The organism is Psychrobacter sp. TWR1-1-1 (genome assembly GCF_049895865.1).
GTDB lineage: Bacteria > Pseudomonadota > Gammaproteobacteria > Pseudomonadales > Moraxellaceae > Psychrobacter > Psychrobacter immobilis_A.
In genome coordinates this window covers 1-4,946 of the sequence record NZ_JAFCTE010000036.1, presented here as the reverse complement: position 1 = coordinate 4,946, position 4,946 = coordinate 1, and the positions used below count along the sequence as shown (strand labels likewise).

The window sequence follows — 4,946 nt, the reverse complement described above, 5'->3', positions numbered from 1 at the left end:
TTGGTTATGTGTCACCTTTTGAGTTTGAAAAGCAGTATTATGATAATTTAATCCTGTCAGGTGTTGCTGCCTGACTCAAGTAAATAAGCCTCCGATAAAGTCGGGGCGGTTCATGGTGATCTTAGAGCAAATCAAGGTGCTAGGATTTTTCGATCAGTACGTTTTCTTTAATACTTCAACACGTAAGCTATACAGTCAAAACGCCTTTATTTATACTCTATGAAATATAGGCTATAAAGGAGAAGTATTTTATTCAAATTTAAGGACTTTTTAACGCTTTATGAAGTAGGAGAAAGCAAGCTTGCCTAATGATTTAGACATCGTGTATTGTAGGTACATTTGAATGAAACTGAGAGTAAACAATACAATGAAAGCATTAAACCAATTATTTACATTTCTATCAGGTGTAATAACTTTGACTGTTTTTACTTTTGGAGTAGCAAATGCCCATAATGAATATGCCACGGCTGCAGCCAAACAACCTAGTGTAGAAGCATACACAAAAGCACACGCAGCAGAAAAAGTAGCTAGGACAGAAGCCATTACAAAAGCAGACGTAGCCATTGCAAAAGCGAACGCAGCCATTGCAAAAGTAGAATCTGCTAGGGCAGAAGAGAAAATAGCTAGGGCTAAAGCATACGCAGCTTGGGCAGAGTCCAATGCAGAAGCAGCTAGGGTAAAACCAGAAGAGAGGATTGAGCGACTATCCACAGTTAAGCATTACAACCTACCGTAAGTAATTGCAAGATAATAAAGTCCACAGCCTAGCAATGACCTATCAATACAAGGGCCAGAAAGGCGTGCCACTATGACATCGAACTATTAAAGATCAAATGCAATTATGAGCGCCCGAGCATGGGCAATGGTGGCTTTACGCCAATACAGAAACTAAACCATACAGCTTAATTCTATTTGATAAGTGTCTTATGGTTGGGATGATTACCTCTCCACCAAATATTAAAAATCCGATCGCTTAATGCAGTCGGATTTTTTTGGTTTTTTTATTAGCTTTTCTAGCTACTATCATCGGTAAAGCTTGTAATGAATGTCTTTGCCTCGAGTTAGTTTGGTATAGGCGTCAAATCACGCTTATCGATCCAACCAAATTTAGTACCATTTTTATAAGATACTTGTACCCAGTCTTCATTTTGATCAATAGCTTCAATAGTATCTTTTTGGATATAGTAATTTGGTGGTGATCTAGATTCAAAGGTGTCAGACAATATTTCTGCCTTATCTGACGTGACGACGTACTTGGTGGGTGGTGGGGTACAGGGCTTAGTATCATCAGCAGGCGGCATACTATTAGTATATTCTTTTATGTGTTTTTGATTATTATCAATACAATAATAATATTCTCCACTAGGCATAGACCCTCCCATCGTAGTGGTTGAAACATACCAATCTTTATTTTTAAAGGTAAAATAGTAATTAATGTTTGGTTGACCTTTACTTGAAAAATATGTGCCAAGAATAAAACCATTATAGTTCGGTCGAGGTAATATATCGTATAAAAAGTAACCTCCATCGCTGGCATAATTTGACGTACTCAAGCTCAATTTGTATTTACCACCTTTGTCTCCAATAAGAACATAAAGTTCGTCACCTTGATATAGATTAGCATTATCATTGATACGACTAATCACTAAATCATCTATGCCATCTGCAGTAACATCAAGAGTAAATATTTTAAACTGATTTTTTGTCAAATCCTTTTCGATTTCCTGCAGAGATAGTGGCCCATTAAATATGAATTCTTCAATGGTACCATCTATATTCCATGATTTAGAAATACCAAATCTTTTACCATTCTTATATTTACCGTCAGAGTGATAGATATTAGGATATAACGTGAATTTTGAATAACAGCGACCATTTTTGACACCATGGTCATAAGTGCATTCACCTGTTAGGTCACCCTGCTCATTCCATTTCTTAGATATACCATGCAAAACCCCATCTTTGTAAGTATCTTCACTCTTTTTTTGTCCATTTTCAAAATACTCAATCCAAGTCCCTGTTGGCAAATTATTTCTATAATAGGATTGTATTTTTTTGCTACCAGACTCAAACCATACGGTTCTTATTCCTTCCCTTGGATAATAATTATTGGGATGGGCTACGTCCTCGTTATCGGTATAATCAAGCTTTCCCTCTGTCAATATATACGGATCTGTAAACTTATCTCCCGAGATAAAGAAATCCTGCACTAAATAACGATTATTAGATAATTTCTTAATGAGAACTCGATAATAATGCGCGTCTGACTTAGAGGATTGTTCAAGACCGGATAAATCATGAGCTTCCATATACAGAACGATATTTCTCTTAGCGTTAATGTCGCTGTTAACGTTATCCACTTTAGCCGTGGTTATCGTTCCTTCATTGCTTGGTTGATGTTCTGAAGAAGTTGATTGTGCATTACAAGCAACGATAGAGATTGGGGTTATTAGTAAAAGAAGTGTTTTCAGCGTATTTTTCATTTAATTTGCTCTTACTAGAAATTCAAAAAAATTGCTACAACCACTCACAATCATCATTGTAAGATGAAAACAAATATCCATTATCTTTGCAATTAAACGTTTGGTTCATCTCATTCGATTCAGAGTTAAAAAAGCTTATTATATTTTTAATCACCTTAAAATCATCTGACTGAATGTCATAGGAAAAGCTCACAAACCTTTTACCATACTTGTTATCGTAGCAAGACATATATTCAATAGTAAACTTACCTGAGCTTGTACTGATATCTTCCAAACCGTCCATCATGCAGCCATTGATTGGATCCTTAAACATTAACGTGTTTTGTTGCCACAAATGACTTTTCCCGTTGACCGTTCGATATACGGAAATTTCAAGATCAAAGTTTCTATCGTCTTGTTCTTTAGGCTTTGCAACGCTTATGACATCGCTATCACCGTCCATATCTAAGTCAGCTTCTTTTTCTAAAATGACATTAGTAGGGTTATCACTAGATTGTAACTTGTCTATGGCTGAATCAACTGCATTTAAATTACTTACATGAACGTAACCAACATTGGACTTGTTATGAACAAAAAGCCAATCGCCTTCTATCCATAAAGCAGTAGCTTTACTACCATTATTAAACTTACCTACACGTTTAGAATTAGAGCTAGGTAATTCTCTAATATTAGTATTGCCATCTTTATCTGCTACGATATAGCTTGTATTAAGTATGCGAGGCGACATTGCTTGATAGAGCCCATAAAAATTTTCAATAAATACTTCAAAAGACTGTGAGTTATTTGTCTTGAGGTAATATAGCTCGCTGGGAAATTCATCGTTCCAAATAACGTTACCAAAGTAAAATTTTGCAAAGCGTTTAAGTTCATCATTATTCAGATTGTCACTAATAATTATCAATAAGTTAGGATTATTAATGATTGTTTTTTGCATGTTGTGTTTGAACTGAGAAATTAAATCAACGTCCCATTCAATATTAGCGCCTATGCTTGCAAACGAGTGAGTTAACTCACTAGTAGAGTAATCAGAAATACTATCGAAAAAATTATTAATCATGTCTATTTTTTCTTCATCACCATACTGATTGGTATCAAGAAATAGCCTAAATTCATGAGCGTCTTTAAAATGTAATGGGATATCAGATACTGATTGTTTTGGTGTAGTAATGCTACCGTCTGCATCCTTAGTCTCAGGTTTATTTGTATTACCCGTACTGTCACAGGATACTAAGGCGAGGGTAGTTACTAATAATACAGATGTAAATGCTTTCATTTAATAGCTCTCAGTTATTTTAACTCGAATTTTAGTAAGGTTAGAATTCTCGAATAGTTTATAAAAAGCAAATACAGTATTGGTGCTATTACCCACAAAGTCTTTACCCTTTGAGCTTCCTAGTAAAATACAGCCGTCGGTATCCTTTGGGTAATTTCCAATATGTATTAATATATACCTGTCAGCAGGAACATCATCATTGAAAAGAACAAAAGCTTTCCCCAAAGAACGATTTAGCTTTGTTTCATGCCATTTCACTTTATAAACTCCTGTAGGAACTCTTTTGCGCATATTCCTAGTAGTAGTATCAGGACCTGGTCTTTCTAGTACAAAGCCGTCGAAGTTATAATTTGGAATGGAAAGGGTGCCTACTGTTGATTGGGAGTTTTGACTAGTTCTATTAATAATTATCTCAACCGTAGAGCCCTCTAATGATGAAGTAGGAGGTTGTATTTTTTGACATTCATTAACTCGGAACACCTTTAAGCATTTTTTAAAGTGATCTATTCTATCTTTTCGAGATGGAGTATTTTCATTAACAATATCAACCGTCTCTTCAAAATTTGATACTGTCGGGCCTTTATTAGCAATCTTATAAATTTTATTGTTATACCAGTAAGCCATAGAAGCCACTGTTCCCTCTTCAATATCATTTATATTGATAGCAGTAATTTCTCTATTAAAGTCTGGAACTCTTTCTCTAATAGCTACATTTATTGGATCATATTTGTCTCTTCCAGTAATCTGTATAATTCCTCTACCTCTATACTTCCATCCATCACCAGACTCTACGTTCCCATTACCTAAGCGGTTTGCATACGCGATATTTGCTATCATCTCTTGGTTTGCAGGTTTTCCATTATATCTTCCATAAATTTTAGATAAAGATTCATTACCCCTAAAAGCTTTAAATGGGCTTTTCAAAAGTTTTTTGCCATTACTCGTAATAGTTGCAGTTCTATACAGATTTTCCCAACTATAATTTAAACTTTCTCCATTTTTTATATTAAATTTATTTCCGACTTCTTCCATTATGTGAGCAAAGAAAAAAGCTTTATTTAAACAGTTATCCTGAACCGCCCCGACTTTATCGGAGGCTTATTTACTTGAGTCAGGCAGCAACACCTGACAGGATTAAATTATCATAATACTGCTTTTCAAACTCAAAAGGTGACACATAACCAATCGTG

Annotated in this window: 4 protein-coding genes; 1 reads left to right on the top strand and 3 read right to left on the bottom strand. The window is 35.1% G+C overall.

Features of this window, described 5'->3' with window-relative positions:
• Window positions 1–343: 343 nt before the first annotated feature.
• A complete protein-coding gene (locus ACP69U_RS13610; protein ID WP_426138812.1) occupies window positions 344–736 on the top strand; it encodes a hypothetical protein in 393 nt (130 codons plus the stop codon).
• A gap of 325 nt (window positions 737–1,061) precedes the next feature.
• Here the strand turns inward: ACP69U_RS13610 and ACP69U_RS13605 are convergent, their stop codons facing one another.
• Genes ACP69U_RS13605 through ACP69U_RS13595 form a run of 3 tightly spaced genes read right to left on the bottom strand, consistent with a single transcriptional unit; the run spans window position 1,062 to window position 4,788 of the window.
• Window positions 1,062–2,483: a GW dipeptide domain-containing protein gene (locus tag ACP69U_RS13605; RefSeq protein ID WP_426138811.1), complete on the bottom strand. Its 1,422-nt coding sequence runs from the start codon at window positions 2,481–2,483 to the stop codon at window positions 1,062–1,064.
• Between the two features lie 34 nt (window positions 2,484–2,517).
• Window positions 2,518–3,756 carry an SH3 domain-containing protein gene (locus tag ACP69U_RS13600; protein ID WP_201581119.1) on the bottom strand — a complete coding sequence of 413 codons (1,239 nt, stop codon included), beginning with the start codon at window positions 3,754–3,756 and terminating at the stop codon, window positions 2,518–2,520.
• Entirely contained in the window at window positions 3,757–4,788 is a 1,032-nt protein-coding gene (locus tag ACP69U_RS13595) for a DUF5675 family protein (RefSeq protein ID WP_426138810.1), read from the bottom strand.
• Window positions 4,789–4,946 lie beyond the last annotated feature (158 nt).

What these genes read in the sequence shown, in the direction of transcription:
- ACP69U_RS13610 (WP_426138812.1), top strand. Translation starts at nt 344, where the DNA reads ATGAAACTGAGAGTAAACAATACAATGAAAGCATTAAACCAATTATTT.
- ACP69U_RS13605 (WP_426138811.1), bottom strand. Translation starts at nt 2,483, where the DNA reads ATGAAAAATACGCTGAAAACACTTCTTTTACTAATAACCCCAATCTCT.
- ACP69U_RS13600 (WP_201581119.1), bottom strand. Translation starts at nt 3,756, where the DNA reads ATGAAAGCATTTACATCTGTATTATTAGTAACTACCCTCGCCTTAGTA.
- ACP69U_RS13595 (WP_426138810.1), bottom strand. Translation starts at nt 4,788, where the DNA reads ATGGAAGAAGTCGGAAATAAATTTAATATAAAAAATGGAGAAAGTTTA.